Annotated in this window: 13 protein-coding genes and 3 pseudogenes; 11 read left to right on the top strand and 5 right to left on the bottom strand. The window is 58.4% G+C overall.

All coding sequences use genetic code 11. From position 1 onward, the window contains the following. Position 1 precedes the first annotated feature (1 nt). The 3 genes and pseudogenes from ACQ5BM_RS31530 to ACQ5BM_RS31520 all read left to right on the top strand — a co-directional run. Entirely contained in the window at positions 2–1,036 is a 1,035-nt protein-coding gene (locus tag ACQ5BM_RS31530) for an ABC transporter transmembrane domain-containing protein (RefSeq protein WP_429819716.1), read from the top strand. A 438-nt stretch (positions 1,037–1,474) separates the two neighbouring features. Then, complete coding sequence (locus ACQ5BM_RS31525; RefSeq protein WP_429819714.1) at positions 1,475–1,873, top strand: SDR family NAD(P)-dependent oxidoreductase; 399 nt, start codon at positions 1,475–1,477, stop codon at positions 1,871–1,873. A gap of 427 nt (positions 1,874–2,300) precedes the next feature. Continuing rightward, positions 2,301–2,610: pseudogene (locus ACQ5BM_RS31520) on the top strand (integrase core domain-containing protein); the annotation flags it as partial. A gap of 337 nt (positions 2,611–2,947) precedes the next feature. Here the strand turns inward: ACQ5BM_RS31520 and tnpC are convergent. The 3 genes from tnpC to tnpA form a co-directional block, all read right to left on the bottom strand. After that, entirely contained in the window at positions 2,948–4,510 is a 1,563-nt protein-coding gene (tnpC, locus tag ACQ5BM_RS31515; RefSeq protein ID WP_429819712.1) for an IS66 family transposase, read from the bottom strand. Positions 4,511–4,573: 63 nt separating this feature from the next. Beyond that, on the bottom strand, positions 4,574–4,927 hold the full coding sequence (gene tnpB, locus ACQ5BM_RS31510; RefSeq protein ID WP_223728233.1) for an IS66 family insertion sequence element accessory protein TnpB: 354 nt from the start codon (positions 4,925–4,927) through the stop codon (positions 4,574–4,576). Beyond that, positions 4,924–5,412 carry an IS66-like element accessory protein TnpA gene (gene tnpA / locus ACQ5BM_RS31505; RefSeq protein WP_429819708.1) on the bottom strand — a complete coding sequence of 163 codons (489 nt, stop codon included), beginning with the start codon at positions 5,410–5,412 and terminating at the stop codon, positions 4,924–4,926. The genes tnpB and tnpA overlap by 4 nt, the downstream gene beginning before the upstream one ends. 185 nt (positions 5,413–5,597) lie before the next feature. Here tnpA and ACQ5BM_RS31500 point away from each other — a divergent pair. Next, positions 5,598–5,684, top strand: a pseudogene (locus ACQ5BM_RS31500) (transporter); the annotation flags it as partial. A gap of 66 nt (positions 5,685–5,750) precedes the next feature. On the opposite strand, the gene ACQ5BM_RS31495 reads toward ACQ5BM_RS31500, so the two are convergent. Then, positions 5,751–6,656, bottom strand: a complete 906-nt coding sequence (locus ACQ5BM_RS31495; RefSeq protein WP_429819831.1) for a hypothetical protein — start codon at positions 6,654–6,656, stop codon at positions 5,751–5,753. 801 nt (positions 6,657–7,457) lie between these two features. Here ACQ5BM_RS31495 and ACQ5BM_RS31490 point away from each other — a divergent pair. Further along, entirely contained in the window at positions 7,458–7,937 is a 480-nt protein-coding gene (locus ACQ5BM_RS31490) for a hypothetical protein (protein ID WP_429819705.1), read from the top strand. Positions 7,938–8,269: 332 nt separating this feature from the next. On the opposite strand, the gene ACQ5BM_RS31485 is transcribed toward ACQ5BM_RS31490, so the two are convergent. After that, complete coding sequence (locus ACQ5BM_RS31485) at positions 8,270–9,250, bottom strand: AraC family transcriptional regulator ligand-binding domain-containing protein (RefSeq protein ID WP_429819821.1); 981 nt, start codon at positions 9,248–9,250, stop codon at positions 8,270–8,272. Positions 9,251–9,839: 589 nt separating this feature from the next. Between ACQ5BM_RS31485 and ACQ5BM_RS31480 the strand changes: the two genes are divergently transcribed. The 6 genes and pseudogenes from ACQ5BM_RS31480 to ACQ5BM_RS31455 form a co-directional block, all read left to right on the top strand. After that, positions 9,840–12,110 (top strand): DUF3604 domain-containing protein, encoded by a 2,271-nt coding sequence (locus ACQ5BM_RS31480; protein ID WP_429819704.1) that lies wholly within the window; start codon positions 9,840–9,842, stop codon positions 12,108–12,110. A 34-nt stretch (positions 12,111–12,144) separates the two neighbouring features. Continuing rightward, on the top strand, positions 12,145–13,017 hold the full coding sequence (locus ACQ5BM_RS31475) for a peptidyl-prolyl cis-trans isomerase (protein ID WP_429819702.1): 873 nt from the start codon (positions 12,145–12,147) through the stop codon (positions 13,015–13,017). Then, positions 13,014–14,054, top strand: coding sequence for a HupE/UreJ family protein (locus ACQ5BM_RS31470; RefSeq protein WP_429819700.1), 1,041 nt, complete (start codon positions 13,014–13,016; stop codon positions 14,052–14,054). The genes ACQ5BM_RS31475 and ACQ5BM_RS31470 overlap by 4 nt, the downstream gene beginning before the upstream one ends. Positions 14,055–14,122: 68 nt before the next feature. Next, on the top strand, positions 14,123–14,680 hold the full coding sequence (locus ACQ5BM_RS31465; protein ID WP_429819698.1) for a HupE/UreJ family protein: 558 nt from the start codon (positions 14,123–14,125) through the stop codon (positions 14,678–14,680). 23 nt (positions 14,681–14,703) lie between these two features. Next, positions 14,704–15,279, top strand: a complete 576-nt coding sequence (locus ACQ5BM_RS31460; protein ID WP_429819697.1) for a HupE/UreJ family protein — start codon at positions 14,704–14,706, stop codon at positions 15,277–15,279. Positions 15,280–15,385: 106 nt separating this feature from the next. Next, a pseudogene (locus tag ACQ5BM_RS31455) lies at positions 15,386–15,674 on the top strand (esterase); the annotation flags it as partial.

Here is a 15,674-nt window from a genome sequence, read left to right as displayed (position 1 = left end):
CATGACTGCCAGGACGGAAAATTCGGAAATGACGAGCCCTCGATGGAGTATTTTAAAGACTATCGCACGTCGCATCAGGCCGCTCGCCCCCTCTGCGTCTGTTCAGTTGAACGAAACATTTGGGAAATTCATCTGGGGCGCCACGGGCTTTCACCAATTCTATGTCGGCGCCGTCGCCATCAGCGTGACGCTGTTCAACTTCATTCCGATCGAGTTGCAGCGACGAGTGATAGATGAGGCCGTCGCAACAAAGGATATCAGGCGACTCGCCGTCCTCGGCGCTGTCTACCTCGCGATCCTAGGCGCCTATTCCAGCCTGAAATATGTATTGATGATCTATCAGGGCTGGATGGGGGAAAGCGCTATCAAGACCGCACGCGACCAGTTGGCGGAAGTCGCATGTAAGAGAGCAAAGCAACCGACAGAAGCAAGTGGACAGACTGCAAACGTGCTTGGCAATGAGGTCGACACCGTGGGCGGCTTCGTCGGAACGAGCATTTCGGAATTTGTAGTCAACACCAGCATGATGATGTCGGTCTTCGCCTATATGATCTACATGGAGCCGCTGATAGCCATTTTCAGTCTTGCTGCAGTTATCCCTCAATTTTTCCTCGCCAGATACCTGCAACAAAGCCTTAATCAGCGGGTCGAGCGACAGATCGGCTTGGTGCGCAAGCTTGGCGATCAGGCTGTTGACCGTTCGTCCAGTAAGAGGGCCATGCTCCACGCGACCCATCGAACCACCAGGACAATCTTTCAAAACCGGATTGAACTTTATCTTCTGAAGTTCGGATTGAAGTCCCTGCTCAATATCGCCAACTCGCTCGGCTCGCTGATGGTGTTGCTCGCGGGCGGCTATCTGGTGATCACAGGCCAGACGACGATAGGAACAGTTATGGCCTTTATTTCCGGCTTCCAGCGCCTGTCCGACCCGACTGGGGATTTGCTCGACTTCTACCGAAGCTACTCGCAGGCCAAGGTACAATATCGAATGATCGTGGACTGGGTAGCCGGCCCTGACGTCGATACGAGATGAACTGCCATTGAATATTCGGCGTGGTCCACATCGGCTGAAAGTGTCGCCTATCGGCCACACTGCATTACCCTCCATGCCGACGTCACGAGCGATCGGCCTCACTGGGTTTTCCGAAGGCGGCCGATCTTGCGCTGCATCAAATCCAAACGAGCGTTTTGAGCGTAGAATTATCCATTTCGCGATCCATGCGATGAGAGTTTTCTACCATGCACGATTCTCAGCCGCGATCCGTCAGCGTAGACAGCTGTTTCGCCCAACGTCGCTCCGATGCGCGGCCTTCGCGCTACGCAAAAGGTCGCCGCCGCCTGTTACATGCTGGATGCGCGGCCCCCTCGGACGCCGACCACAATATTCAGTTCTCTCTCAGAAAGGAGCTGACATCCTTATCCGGATGTCTTGGCGTTGACGGCGGTGCTGTTGATGTGAAGGACGGATGCATTGAGGCTCGAAGAGCGTAAGACGGTAATCGTCCTCGGCGGCGATCAGGAACAAGGTGCCAGGATCGCAACAGCCCTGGGGATCTCAGGCATGAATGTTGTCATTCCATTCGCCGGCGATTCGACTTGTGTGAACAAGGTGATCAGCGACATAGAAGCCAATGGCGGCATCGCAATTGCACTGTTTACGGACATACACGAACTCTCGCACTTAGAGGCACTGTGCAACACAACGACCCGTGCCTTCGGCAAAGTGGATGCCGTGGTCTGCTCTCTGACTTGGCCGGACGTCATGATACCCGCCGTCCCAGCAAAATTTGAGACCCTTACGATCATGATACGGATGCGCGAATTGCTTCGCCAACTAGTTTTGCCCCCCGATAGCGACAGGTGCTCATAACGGCGGCGGCCAGGGAGGCCGACGCGATCGTCGAGCCGACAAGGGCTCCTCTTTGCAACATTCTCAACCGTTGGCGAACGCCGTACTTCGTATCGAATCCAAATCGTTGATAGCCGTCAATGTGTGTGTGGCAGACCGTGTCAAAGTTGAATCGAAAGGGAAACTTATATGATAGACCTGAAAAACAGCCGCGTTCAATATCGTGGATACAGCTTAGAGATGGTTCACTACGGGGCGGGGTGGCGCGTGCATATAACGCCAGGCGCTCACCTTCTCTCCACAGACCCCGACCATATCCTGGCAGATACTCAAGAAGATGCGTTGGCGAAAGCAAGAGTGATCGTTGACCTTCGTCTCCAAGGCCGAGACTGAATTGGCCCCCGAAAGGCCCAGGCATGCTCCCCCACTTAGTTAAGTGTGTAGGAGTATGATCACCGCCGTAGAGAACCGCTTCGGCCGCATCAACATGCTGTCCGAGCCCATCGAATGGCTCACCGACAACGGCTCCTGCTTCATCGCCAGGGACACCGCGTCCTTGCTCTGCGACATCGGCATGGAACCGTGCACAACGCCGGTGCGCAGCCTTCAAGCGCGATTACGTCGCGGTGAATCCCACCCCGGATGCCGAAACCGTCATGGCGCAACTGCCGTTCTGGTTCGAACATTACAATAATCTTCACCCGCACAGCGCCTTAGGATATCAATCTCCGCGCGAGTTCATCAGTTCGCAATCTCAAGCCTGTGCTCGAGCCTTCCTGCTTATGCTGAGTGTCCGGTCTCCGCTTGGCAAGGACTTTTGGTGTGGCAGCGCGTTGGTCGGGTGCAGGCATGTATACGGCCTTCGATTGCGGCCGTTTAGTTCAATGCCGCTGGCCCTGATGAATTCCGCGGATCCAGTCCCATTCAGTTCAACGCGACTTTATGCGCACTGCCCCTAGCAGCGGGTTTAAGGATCCCGGTTCGACCGTTCGCATCACACCATTTGCACCTCACCAATCTGTAAGCGTTGCGTGATGACCGCGGGGAGTGCTTGGTCTGAAGTTGGATAGTGTCCACTATGATTTTAAGTGGACACTATGGCTGGGGGGACCAATTCCAGGGGAGGAGTTCGTCGATCCTATTTGCGGGATGATCGGCGATGCGATTGATGATGTCGGCGAGGTAGGAGTGCGGGTTGATGCCGCCCAATTTGCAGGTCTCGACGATCGTGTAGATGACGGCGGCGCGTTCGCCGCCGGCGTCTGAGCCGCTGAAGAGATAGTTCTTTCTTCCAAGGGCCAAAGGCCGGATTGCCCGCTCGGCGGCATTGTTGCTCATTTCGAGGCGCCCGTCAGTCGCGTAGACGGTAAATGCCTGCCAGCGGGACGTGATATAGCGGATCGCCTTGGCGAACTCACTCTTGCCGCTGATGCGGGCGAGCGTGCCGTCGAGATGGCGTTTCAACGTGTCCAACACGGGGACGGACCGGGCCTGCCGCGTGGCAAGCCGCATCTGTGGTCCCGCGCCGTTGACCTCTGCCTCGATCGCAAACAGATCCGATATCAGCTTCAGAGCTTGCTCGGCTGCCGGCGAGCGGTTGCGAAGGAATTCATCGTACAGATCGCGACGGGCGTGTGCCCAACACATGACTTGCGTCAGCCGTGCCTGGCCGGTGAGCTCATGGCCCTCATAAAGCTTATCGAAGCCTGCATAGGCATCTGCATGCAGGAAGCCGCGACACTCCGACAACAGTTGATGGGCACGTTCTCCCTTGCGATCTGGGGAGTAGGCATAGAAAGCGGCGGGCGGTACGGTCGATCCCCACGGCCGCTCGTCTCGAACGACAGTCCAAAGGCGGCCGGTTTTAGTCTTACCGCGTCCGGGATCAAGGACTGGAACGGGTGTGTCATCGGCATGCACCGTTTCGCCTGCCCGGACATGGTCACCGATCCTTTCACTCAGGATCTTGAGCAGCGCCGCCATCGCCCCGACCCATCCGGCAAGCGTCGAACGATCGAGGTCGATGCCTTCTCGAGCATAGATGTCACTTTGGCGATGCAAGGGAAGATGGTCGCAATATTTGGAGACCAGGACATGAGCAAGCAGGTTGGGGCCAGGACGGCCGCGCTCGATTGGCAGCGACGGCATTGGCGCCTGCACGATCGTCTCGCAGGCCCGGCAACTCATCTTCGGCCGAAGATGCACGACCCGCTTGAAGTGTGAAGGCACATATTCCAGCACTTCGCGCTCATCCGTACCGATCTTGCTGAAGACGGTCCCGCCGCACTTCGGACAGGAACAGACCGGTGGATGGGTGATCGTCTCGCTCGGCAAGTGGGCCGGTAAGGGTTTGCGCCCCAGGGGCGACTTCACCTTCGCGGCAGCGGTGGGCGGCAAGAGCGATGAACAGTCTTGTCTCTGTTCGACGCCGGCCTGCGCCTCAGTTTCCTCCAGGTCGGTGATCGTCAATTCGAGTTGCTCGATCAGGCGATCAAGTTTCTCAGACGAACGACCAAAACGGGCCCGCTTTAACGTCGCAAGCTGCGCCTTCAGCTTCTCGATATAGAGGTTTTTGGCATAAAGCTCCGCCTGCAACTGCGCGGTCAACGCACGCAATTCCTCCAGTTCGGCAAGCGGATCGGAAGCAACAAGAGACATGCGTCTCTGTAGCACAAGAAGCCTTATCCTGCTACGAGTTTCTCTCGCAAAAACAATGCGTTATTAAACCATCGCCGGCTTCGGCAAAGCGTCGGGCATCCGCGTTCGCCGCCAGTCCATCCCTTCAACGAGCAGAGAAAGTTGGGCTGCCGACATCTGCAGAACGCCATCGACGATCGACGGCCAAACGAACTTGCCATGCTCCAATCGCTTGGCAAAAAGGCACATCCCAGTTCCGTCCCAATAAAGAGCCTTCAAATAGCCGCCTCTTTTCCCCCGAAAGAGGAAGAGATGGCCACTATAGGGATCGGCATTCAGTGTGTTGGCGACCTCCGCCGACAGACCATCGAACCCACGGCGCATATCGACCGGCCGGCAGGCCAGGTACACCTTTGTCCCCGCAGCAATCTGAATCACGACGCCTCACTCAGCGCCGCAAGAACACGCCGCAAAGCCTTCTCGTTGACGAACGCGTCAACTCGAACGCGAACACCATTGGCAAGATCGATTTCGATGACGCCGGGGCGCTCGTCCAATGTCGGCCCTTTGGGTGGCAACACCGATTTTGGCCGCACCGAACTCTCCACCGGGGGAACGGGCGCAGCAGGGGTGACCGGTATTGCCATCGCTGGCCCTTCGTCATCGCCTCGTCCAAACACGCCGATCGGAATGAAGTCTAGGGTGGGTTTCGGCAGAAGCACAAGGGAGGCCGGCGGGTGACCAAGTTCTCCAACCTCGGCTGCCCGCACCCAGCGGAAAAGCAGGTTGCTGTTGACTCCGTGGCGGCGCGCCACCTCCGCTACCGAATTGCCGGGAAGCCGCGCCTCTTCAACAATTCGCCATTTCTCTTCCAGCGACCAGTTTCGTCGACCGCGCTTCGCCGTTTCGCCTGTTCCCGACATCGGATACCGCCATAGTGTCCACTTACAATTTGGTGGACACTATCTCACTACAGGGTGGCGCCGGTAGGCGGCCATCACGCCACGCTTACCATTCTGGAGCGGTCGGTCGTTCCCAAAGCAACTTCTCGTCATTTGCAGTCTGAAAGTCGTCGCACATGTCGCGAAACGCCTCGTCGTGGAAAACGATCAATCTCACAGCCGGCATCCGCTACTGGGCGGAGGCGCCGGAAAACGGCCACAGCGGTCTGGGCTTCCGGCTCGATCTTACTTTTTTTCGAAGTAGGTCCTGCCACGGCGCTTTTAAAGACAGTCTATGGCGGCCAGGCGCGTCTCCAAGATCAGTTTCGACCGATATGGGTAGAAGCGAGGCGAGTCGTGGATCCCGAGGCCACCCAAGGAGGGTTGTCGGCGACGGCCCGCGCGACGATACCGTTAGGTTGGGCGACAGCGGTCGCAACCTTGCGGGCGACGTCGGACTGGATGATGAAGAGTTCTCGACTGCTAAGGTCGTCGTCGTAGTTCTGCGACCAGAGGATTGCTCCGTCAGATGTATCCATGAGACGGGCCGTCACCCGGACCTTGGATCCGGACACCCTGACACCGCCTGCCAGCAGATAGCGAGCGCCCGGCCCGCCAAGAACTTCCGAAGCTCTGCTCCCTGGGGCAAGCTGTCGTAACGTCTCACGACTGTAGACCTTGATCTCCTTGAACCGTGGCAGAGCGCTGAGCAGCTCCTCGGTCAGACCGAGAGTGTAGAGCTCCGCCTGCGGCCCGTCACCCAGATTGGCGAACGGTGCAATCACGAGCGTCGGCTCATTAGGCGCCTTCGAAGTACTGTCTCGTTGCGCGGCCCCAATTGCATGCTCGCTCGCCCAGTATGTCAGCGCGGCAAGGCCGATGAAGCCGACAAGACCAAGCGTCGGCCACCAGCGACGTAGCCGGGATCGGCCGGGCTGTACGCCACCATCCTCGACCGAAGCTGTCTTGGGGGCTGTTGGTATCTGGCTGTTCCAAGCGAACAAAGGTGCGTAATGCCCTTTCGGAATGTCAATCCTGATAGGATCGAGCTGTCCGGCGACAAGATAGTAGCGCTCGAGAGCACGCCTCAGCCGTCCGGCTTCGATGCGGACGACGGGATCGTCCTGGGTGAAGTCTTTGCTGCGCTTGAACACGTCGATCGCGATGGTGTATCCCTTCAGGCGCTGCGCGCGGCCCGCCAGGGCCTCCTCGACGACGAAAGTCAAGAAAGCCGCGCCGCGGCCCGCTCGCGGAAATTCCGGACTGGACATGATGCGCGCAAGCTGATCACGAACCTCTGCTGGGCTTGGCGAAGATCTTTGCGATCCTTCTGAGTCCTGCGACCTCTGTGTCACGGATATGTCCATCAATTGCTCCCCCACCACGCAAGCAGTCGCCACAATCACAGATTTGTCGCACAGGCTTTAGCCAACCGATTGTGCTCACCGGCGGTGGCTCTCCCGAGCGGGTGCTCTGTCTCTTGCTACACTCTCGTGGCCGGTTCTTACCATTTGACGCCAAGCAGTCGTTGACATTGCTTCATCCGCCAGAATCGGTGGCACCTCAGACTGGGCAGTCCGCATTTTGCGCTATCAAGCCGCTCGGTCTTGATCAGGCACTTCCCCCACCGCATCCCTGCAACGCTGGGCTGCGTTGCTCGTGCAGCAGCACGGGCCGTTCAGCTCAGCGAATTGGCAGGCACGCGCCAGCCAGCCACGTCACCTGCCCTTGCGAGATCAGCGTCAGAAACGCGAGCGCGGGGTTGCATGGACAAGCTTCCCCCAACCCCTCTTGCCACGCTCGGTGGCGGCGAATATGCAGAAGCTATCAGGTGAGAGCGACCGCCCTAACCGACCGAGCCTCCAGACAACAAGAACATTGCCCTTGTGCATATCTGCAAGACAAGCCTAAATTCCTCTCGCCCTTGCGTACTATTGAGATCCGGGCCGCGGCCGTGACGCTAATTGCGCGCTGCGTTGTTGACGCGCTGGGTTCACTGGAATCCAATTTGGATGGGACAACACTGCATGAATGTTCTCGATGAGACGCCGTGGGGCACCGATTGGGCTTGGAGCCTGCCACTCATTCTCTTGAATGTTATCATCCACGTGTTCGGCTTGGCGTTCATCTACGACGGCTTCACCGTTCTCCTTCAGGAAATAGACCGACGGCGCAAATTCATGTTCCGCTTTGCGGTAGCCATGAACACAGCCGTCTTCCTGATCGTGGCGTTGCACGGGATTGAAGCGATCAGCTGGGCTCTCGCCTACCTCGCGCTCGGCGCCATCCCGGATACAAAATCTGCCATGCTTTATTCACTGGGGGCCATGACGGGGTTTGGGACTGGGAACGTCTCGTTGCCGCCGCACTGGCAGATGATGGGCGTGCTCCAGTCGCTGGCCGGTCTGCTGCTGTTCGGTCTCACCACTGCCTTCATGTTTGCGATGTTTCAAGCGGTTTGGCCATCGCAACAGCAGGCCATCGACCATCAATCTCCCACTCACTAGGCTCGCCGGTGGGTCACACCCCTCTGACCCATCCACCGGCCCTCCTCCCGAACACTTAGGCGCGACGATCCGCCAAAACACCCGGTGGGCACTGTATGCGGAACTGGCTCACCGTCTGCAGCCCAATGCGGTGTCCCTGGGTGCATCTGCCCAGTTCGTTTGTCGGGCTGCTCGGATGCAGCCTCGGCAATAGCGCCGGCGGGGGCGCCGCGTTCGTTCGGCGCAAGTGTGCCGGTGAGAGCGCATCGGGGGAATCATATCGTCCAACTGTTCGCCTGAAGTTGTGATGCTCGCTCAGACGCCCCGCCGCGGCATTCGCCTGACGCAGAACGTCATCCGGCGGCGCTATCTGAGTTTTTGTCACGAAATTCGCGTGGTCCGCAGCCGGTTGCTTTTCGAAAGGCGCGGGTGAACCCGGTGGGAGACGAATAGCCCAGATCGCCGGAGATGCTGGTTATCGATAATCCCGTGTGCTGAAGGAGTTCGATGGCGCGTTGCGTTCTCACTGTGTTTGTCAAACTGCGGAAATCCGTATTTGCGCGGCCAAGTTCCCGCTGAAGGGTCCGGACGCTGGTATCCATCGACCGGGCGATATCGTCGATCATGATGTTACCGGCCATTAGCTGTGTTCGGATCTGCTCGACAGTAACTTGGATAAGGTTTTGTGGAGCACCTCCCAGCCGCTCGCGCGCTAGGTCGGCAATCGTTAGGGCAGCCGGTGACGTTCGCTTCGTCGAGGCTGACAACCGGTGACGTTCAAAGGCGACCCCGACCGCGGGCGCATTGAACATCACAGGACATTGAAAGACATCTTCAAAAACAGATGTGTTTGTCGGCTTCGGAATATCGAGCTCGACACGCAGCGGTCGCCAACTCGTTGGCAGAAATGCCTTTGCGACACTTAACAGTTCTCCGGCCGCGGCGCTTGCCACCGCGACATATCCTGGTGAGCCAGCCAACGCGAAGGCGTAGCTGTAGAGGACCTCGTCACCGCGTATCGTCGTCGACAGGCGATCGTATGTGCTGTGATAGCTCAGGCCTGCCACACTGCGTTCAATCGCTTGACCGAGGGTTTCTGCTTCAAAAATGAAGCGGCCGAAGCTGCCATACGCGGCCACATTCATGCTTGGAGCCAACAACAGCCCGAGGTTGGGCTCTCCTGCGGCCTTTACGATCTCATCGATGAAGTTCAATAGGGCCCGCTGCGGAATGAAAAAATTCCGATCCTCAATCAAATCGACATCGAATCCTGCAGCCCGGTTCGCGCGGCTCAGCGCTTTTTCCCCGATCTCATCGCGTACGAAGCTGGGTATGCCATGCAGGACATGGCTGGAGATGACAGGGACTTCGGCTATTGACGGCGCTCCCCACGCTATCGTTAAAGTAGTTCAATCATATATATGCGGGACGTACGCAACGCAACAGAAGGTTGGTATTATCAGGGCTGAAAAAGAAGCGCGGACGTGTCTTACGTCAATGTTGTCCATTCGGTAGTTGGAACCAACTGGACCCTCAGATTCGCGGGCCCCTTGAAGGGCAGCGCGACTGCGGCGTCGAAGCGGTCAGAGCGGTTCTGATTACCCCAGCAGGCGGCCGGCTCGACAATCTCTGCGGACTCCGTTGACAAAACGGCGGTTGAGCGGTTGTCTGGAAGCGGCCGAACGCAACGAGGGCTTGCGAGACGCCAGGCATTCGCATCTCAAGCATGATTCTCTTCGACTACTATCGGGCGCGCTTTGCCACCTAGGCGAATCCGGACACATCAAAGGAGCGCCTTTGGCGTAAAATGAAAAGTTTGATCGGTGGCTGAAGCTAAGTTCTCGCCGAGAGATGCTGACCTCGTTGGCGAGCTTGGATGGTCTGATCGATACTTTACCCCGTTTTGCGGGTCTTGGAGGGGATATGTCTAAACTTCATAGTTCTTCAGTCGCTATTTGGATGGCCCGGGTTAGCGTGCTCGCCATTCTTTCCTCATCTCCGGCGCTCGCCGATCCCAATCCCGACAGGGATGTCTTTTTCGGAGAGCAACACATCCATACAAGTTGGTCGTTCGACGCTTATATTTTCGGCAACACGAAGGCCACGCCGGCAGACGCCTATGATTACGCCAAGGGCAAGCCGCTGAAGCACGCATTGGGTTTCGACATGAAGATCGAGCAGCCGCTCGACTGGATGGGTGTCACGGATCACTCCGAATATGTGGGCGTGATCCAGCAGGCAAACGATCCAAGCGCGGCTCTCGCCAAGAGCGAACTCGGCAAGGAACTCCAGATCAAGACGCCGGCAGACATCCAGCGCGTCTATCTGCAGCTCGGTCGGACCATGACATCGAACCAGCCGATCAAGGAGCTGGTTTCGCCCGAACTAATGTCATCGGTCTGGGACCGCAACAATGAGATGGCCAACGCGGCGAACGAGCCCGGCAAATTCACCGCTTTCAACGCCTATGAATGGACGTCGACGCCGAACAGCCGCAACATGCACCGTAACATCTACTTCAAGGACTCGGCGCATCTTCCGGAATTCCCCTTCTCGTCCTTCGATTCAGAGGCGCCCGAAGATCTGTGGGCATGGATGGATAAGCAGCGGGCGGCCGGCATAGAGCTCCTTGCCATCTCGCACAACGCCAATCTGTCCGATGGTCTGATGTACCCGACCGAAGTCGACAGCAAGGGCCGGCCGATCGACGAGGCATGGGCGGCCTCGCGCATGCGCAATGAGCCGCTGATCGAAATCAAGCAGATCAAGGGCGCGTCTGAAACCCATCCTCTGCTCTCCCCGAACGACGAGTTCGCCAACTTCGAGATCATGAGCTATCTGCTCGGCGATCCGGCCGGCCGCTTTGACGGGATCAGGGGCAGCTTCGTGCGTGACGCCCTCCGCAACGGCCTCGCGTTCGAGGACACGCGTGGCTACAATCCGTATAAACCTGGCTTTGTCGGCGGCTCGGACTCCCACAACGCTGCGGCTCCCTACCGTCAGGACAATTTCTACGGCGGACACGCCGCCGGCGACGGCGACATGAAGGGTCGCATGGAAGGCAAGATGTTTGCCGGCCTTGATCCCAAATACGAAAACCCCGCCGGCCTGAGCGCGCTCTGGGCCGAGGAGAACACGCGCGATTCCTTGTTTGAAGCAATGAAACGCAAGGAAACCTATGCAACGAGCGGCACCCGTATAAAGGTCCGCCTCTTCGGTGGTTATGATTTCTCCGACCGGTCTCTCTGGGGCGAGCGCTGGAGCGAGCATTGGGTCAAGGAGGCCTACAAGAGAGGCGTGCCGATGGGATCCGATCTACCCTCGACGGAGACGGACAAGGCACCGTCTTTCCTCGTCTGGGCCGTCAAGGATCCGACATCGGGGAACCTCGATCGCGTTCAGATCGTCAAGGGATGGTCTGCGAGCGGTCAGTCCTTCGAGAAAGTCTATGATGTCGTGTGGTCGGGCGACCGGAAGCCCGACCCGGTCACCGGCAAAGTGCCGGCCATCGGCTCCACGGTCGACCTCGAGAGAGCGACCTACGAGAACAGCGTTGGATCAGCCGAACTCTCCAAGGTCTGGACTGACCCGGACTTCGATCCATCCGTTCATGCCTTCTACTACGCACGCGTACTGGAAATCCCGACTCCCCGCTGGACAACGATTCAGGCCAAGGAATTGGGCATCAAGGTCCCGCAAGTCGTTCCAGCGACGGTTCAGGAGCGTGCCTGGACCTCGCCGATCTGGTATGCGCCAGGTGAGAGCAAGGAGCGGGCAGCGGCAGGCGTTCGCATCGCCGATATCGGCACAGGCGGCAAGACACTCGACCAGCAGGCTCTGACCGGGCTGATCGTGGGCAAAACGGTCTGGTTGAAGAACCTGGTCACCGGCGACGTCTTTCGTACGGTGTGGGACGCAACGGGGCAGCGGGTATTGCTCAATCTCGACCCCAGTCACCCGATACCGCAGCACTTCGGCAACAGCGCGCAAGATGCCTACCTCGGTGTTCCAGTTCACTACGAAGTCACAGACGGGAAAATCGTCGAGAACTTCGGCAATGAACTGCTGAGCTGGACCGCCTACCAGGTCAGTGAGCGGACGCTGCTCGCGCGCAGCAATGAGTTCGGCTATGCCAACTACGAAGTCATTCCCGCACCTGAAACGCTGACGGACCTCAACACGGTCAAGCGCTAGGCTTGAGCGACAACAGCTTGGTTGAGGGCGTATCTTGAGCAATCGAGTGAATGAAGCTTTGAAGCGGCTCGTCCGTGAGCCGCTTGTCCATTTCACGGTAATTGGCGGGGTGCTCTTTCTGGTGGGCGGCCAGGAAGGGCCGACGGGCGCGCGTCAGCAAAACGAGATCGTCATCAGCGAAGGCGACATTGATCAGTTGCTCGTCGCGTGGCGGTCTCAAGGGCTCCCTCCCCCTTCAAAAGAAATCGTTCAGGGATTGGTGGAGGCGAAGGTTCGCGAGGAAGTGCTCTATCGCGAAGCAATCGCCATGGGGCTCGACCAAGACGACATTATCGTCAAACGTCGACTGGCGCAAAAGATGGATTTTCTGGCGGAAGACCTGTCGGCACTTCACGATCCAACAGCTGAGGAACTGCGCGAGTGGTTCCAGTCCCACCAGAGCGAGTTCCTTTTGCCGCCGAGGATCAGCTTCCACCATGTCTACTATTCGAGAGACCAGCGCGGGAAGGATGCTGAACGCGCTGCTGCGCAGGCGGTGGCAGCCATGGCCGACCCGCAGGACGGTGATCGGTTCATGTTCCAGAATTCCTATGCGGAGCGGACGGAAACGGATCTCCAGACAATTTTCGGTCCGGCGTTTGCCCAGAGTGTTTTCGAGTTTGGACCGGGGAAATGGGTCGGCCCGGTCGAATCTGGATATGGTTGGCATGCTGTCTTTGTCGAACGCAAGACGCTCCCGACAAAGCCGAGCTTCGACGAAGTCGAGGACGAGGTTCGGGCTGCCTGGCTCAATGCTCGACGTGCGGAGTTCCGGGAAGAAGCCTACCGAATGATGCGCGAAAAGTACAAGGTTACCCTTCCCGCTGTCGAGCGCGGGGAACCGCCTTCGGGAGCTCGCACTCCATGATCGTGACTGGGCGATTCCGTCATTTGCGCTGCCTATGGCTGTTGATAGTGCAATTCACCGCAGCGCTTTGCGTTGCATGCGTCGGCACGACGCAAGCCGCCTACGCGCATGAATCCCGACCCGCCTTTCTTCAGATACGGGAGATTGGGCCGAAACAATACGATGTCCTTTGGCGGACACCAGTCAACGCCGGCATGCCATTGCCCGTGTTACTGCAAATGCCCGAGGGTTCTCGCGACAGAGCTGATCCGCTCATTCAGCGCCTGAGTGATTCCACGATCGAACGACGCCGCATTGCGCTCGACGAAGGCGACATTGCAGGCCGGCGGATCGATTTCGTGGGGTTGCAGGCGACGATTACAGATGTGCTGGTCCGCATGTCTTGGCTTGACGGCCGGGAAGTGACGGAGATTATCAAACCGGCGCGGCCGTGGATCGAACTCTCCGACAATCAGACCATCTGGCAAGTGGCCAAAACCTATGCGTCGCTCGGTATCGAGCACATTCTTCTCGGAATGGACCACCTGCTTTTCGTTGTCGGCCTGATGATCATCGTTCGCACGGCAAGCTCGTTACTTAAGACCATCACCGCCTTCACAGTTGCGCACAGCATCACGCTCGCTCTGGCCACACTTGGTTATGTCTCAATCTCTACCGGCCCTCTCAACGCCGCGATTGCCCTTTCGATCCTGTTCCTGGGTGTTGAGATCGCGCGGTTTTGGCGGGGCCAAACAAGTTTTACGCTCCGCCAACCATGGATTGTCGCTTTTGCCTTCGGCCTGCTGCACGGGTTTGGATTTGCCAGCGGTCTGGTGACGACTGGACTACCCAAAGGCGATATTCCCCTCGCTCTATTCTTCTTCAACGTCGGGGTAGAGATCGGGCAATTGGCATTTGTTTTGCTGATCCTCATGCTCCACCGCGCGCTGCGCCTGCTTCAATTCGATTTGTCCGGCTGGGCGCGCTATGCCCCCGGCTATATCGTCGGTTCCCTGGGCGCCTACTGGACAATCGAACGAACGCTGCTTCTCTTCTAAACTGTCATCGAGGCCCAATGATACACCGATACGTCTCACAGTTTTTCCTCGCGGCAATCGTATGCGCGATGCTTGTGGGTTATGCCGACGCCGCTTTTGCGCACGCGGAAGGGGGACACGTCAGCGGGCTCCTCTCGGGGCTGAGCCATCCTGTCAGCGGATCGGACCATGTGCTTGCGATGGTCGCGGTCGGTCTTTGGGGTGCCCTGCTTGGGCCTCCGGCGCTGTGGATCCTCCCGATCGTCTTTCCTGTCGCCATGGCGGCCGGGGGGATGATGGGGCTTCTCGGAATTCCCCTGCCCTGGGTCGAAATTGGCATTGCGGCTTCTTCGATCATCTTCGGGCTGTTCATCCTGACCGACGTGCGCATCAGCCTGGCGATCGCGATCCCATTGGTGATGGTCTTCGCCCTGTTTCATGGGCACGCGCATGGAACGGAACTCGCTCCGGGCGCCGACGCAGTCCTTTATAGCGCCGGGTTCGTCATTGGGACCGGGCTACTCCATGCCGTGGGCATCGGAATTGGCGCGGTGGAAAAGCTCCCAAGGGGCAGAACTGCGGTGCGCTTTCTCGGTGGAGGCGTGCTGCTGGGCGGCTCCTACTTTCTATTGGGTGCATTGGCGTGAAACCGCATAGCGTCGGGACAGTGATGGCACTGTTGGCGTGGTCAGCGCCATCGATCGCCCATGCGCATCTCGTAAATTCTGGAGTGGGTCCCTTCTACGATGGTGCGATCCACCTGCTCCTGAGCCCGACGGACGTCATTCGGCTGATTGCACTTAGTCTCCTGGCGGGCGCACAGCGACCAGCCTCCGCGCGAGCAATCGTGCTTGCCGCGCCGATTGCATTGTTTCTCACAAGCCTGGCTGGTCAAAGCCTCGGCACCACAGGCACATTGGAAATTGTGAACAGGGCCGCGCTTTTCCTGATCGGCGCTGCGATAGCCGCCGATCTTCAACTGCCGCCAAGATTCGCCATCCCTGTGGCAGCTGCCTATGGCGGGCTTTTCGGTTTCCAGAACGGGATAGAAATACAGGTCGACGATGCCGGCCTCATTACGCTTCTGGGAACGACCGCCGTTGCGACATCAATCATAGTGGTAGCCACAGCGCTGGTCGTTTCGGCCACAGCGTTTCCGTTGCGGGTCGCTTGCCGCGTGCTGGGCAGTTGGACTGCAGCTGTCGGTCTTCTCTCCTTGGGTTGGGTCATCGCCAGACAAGGTTAGTTCACTAGTGACGTCGTAGAACAGCAGATTTGTGGAGACGCATTTGACGAATTCAGTCTTCGGTCGGACAGGGTATGCAGGCAGCCGCCACGTGATCAGCCTTTGCTTGACGCTCATCGTGGTTTCCGGATGCGGCGGCCACCCGAAGGGTGTGTTGACGCCGGTCGCCGAGACGCAAGCCGACGCAAGCCGGGTGGACATGTTGATCACGACAACGCGTGATCGCTCGCAAGTGCCCGGAGAAATGTTCACGGGCGAGAGGGCGCGTGCGCCAACGTTCGCCGACATCACAGTATCCATCCCCGCTGTGCGGAAGGTGGGTGACGTGGCTTGGCCGAAGAAGCTACCCCCTAACCCGGCCACCGACTTTGCGACCCTGAAGGCGGACGAACTGA

The organism is Ensifer sp. B1-9 (assembly GCF_050474445.1).
In the GTDB taxonomy this organism is placed as follows: Bacteria; Pseudomonadota; Alphaproteobacteria; order Rhizobiales; family Rhizobiaceae; genus Ensifer.
This window is presented reverse-complemented; position numbering and strand designations above follow the sequence as displayed.

What these genes read in the sequence shown, in the direction of transcription:
- ACQ5BM_RS31530 (WP_429819716.1), top strand. Translation starts at nt 2, where the DNA reads ATGACTGCCAGGACGGAAAATTCGGAAATGACGAGCCCTCGATGGAGT.
- tnpC (WP_429819712.1), bottom strand. Translation starts at nt 4,510, where the DNA reads ATGTCTCTTGTTGCTTCCGATCCGCTTGCCGAACTGGAGGAATTGCGT.
- tnpA (WP_429819708.1), bottom strand. Translation starts at nt 5,412, where the DNA reads ATGTCGGGAACAGGCGAAACGGCGAAGCGCGGTCGACGAAACTGGTCG.
- ACQ5BM_RS31490 (WP_429819705.1), top strand. Translation starts at nt 7,458, where the DNA reads ATGAATGTTCTCGATGAGACGCCGTGGGGCACCGATTGGGCTTGGAGC.
- ACQ5BM_RS31480 (WP_429819704.1), top strand. Translation starts at nt 9,840, where the DNA reads ATGTCTAAACTTCATAGTTCTTCAGTCGCTATTTGGATGGCCCGGGTT.
- ACQ5BM_RS31470 (WP_429819700.1), top strand. Translation starts at nt 13,014, where the DNA reads ATGATCGTGACTGGGCGATTCCGTCATTTGCGCTGCCTATGGCTGTTG.
- ACQ5BM_RS31465 (WP_429819698.1), top strand. Translation starts at nt 14,123, where the DNA reads ATGCTTGTGGGTTATGCCGACGCCGCTTTTGCGCACGCGGAAGGGGGA.
- ACQ5BM_RS31460 (WP_429819697.1), top strand. Translation starts at nt 14,704, where the DNA reads ATGGCACTGTTGGCGTGGTCAGCGCCATCGATCGCCCATGCGCATCTC.